This is a genomic window from Brucella tritici (genome assembly GCF_902825325.1).
In the GTDB taxonomy this organism is placed as follows: Bacteria; Pseudomonadota; Alphaproteobacteria; order Rhizobiales; family Rhizobiaceae; genus Brucella.
Map to the genome: position 1 here is coordinate 1 of NZ_CADEAR010000071.1, position 701 is coordinate 701.

Sequence of the window (701 nt, forward strand, 5' to 3'; positions counted from 1 at the left end):
ATCCCTGACGATATCCGGGATCGCATTATCGAAATGGCGCTGGACCACGCCGATCTGTCGCCGCGTGAACTGGCGGTGAAGTTCACCGACACGGAAAGCTATTTTGTATCAGAGGCTTCGGTCTATCGCCTGCTCAAGGCCCACGATCTGATCACCTCGCCAGCCTATATCCTCATCAAGGCCAACAACGAGTTCAAGGACAAGACCACGCGGCCGAACGAGATGTGGCAAACCGACTTCACCTATCTGAAGGTCATCGGCTGGGGATGGTTTTATCTGTCGACCATTCTCGACGACTATTCCCGCTACATCATCGCCTGGAAGCTGTGCACCAGCATGAAGGTGGGCGACGTCACTGACACGCTCGATCTGGCACTGAGCGCTTCAGGCTGCGACAAGGCCAGGGTCGAGCACCGGCCGCGTCTGCTGTCGGACAACGGTTCGTGTTACGTCGCATCCGATCTCGGCGAATGGCTGGAGAAATACAAGATCGACCAGGTTCACGGCGCTCCCGGCCACCCGCAGACGCAGGGGAAAATCGAACGCTGGCACCAGACGCTGAAGAACCGCATCCTGCTTGAAAACTACTTCTTCAAGGAAGACCTTGAAGCCCAGATCGCGGCTTTCGTCGAGCATTACAATCATCGCCGTTACCATGAGAGCCTCGACAATCTCACTCCCGCCGACGTCTACTTCGGACG

At 56.8% G+C, this 701-nt stretch carries 1 protein-coding gene; it reads left to right on the forward strand.

The window, feature by feature from the left end; all coding sequences use genetic code 11:
* The coding region (locus tag HWX93_RS22700) for an IS3 family transposase (RefSeq protein WP_176038817.1) at positions 1–701 on the forward strand (701 nt) is incomplete at both ends.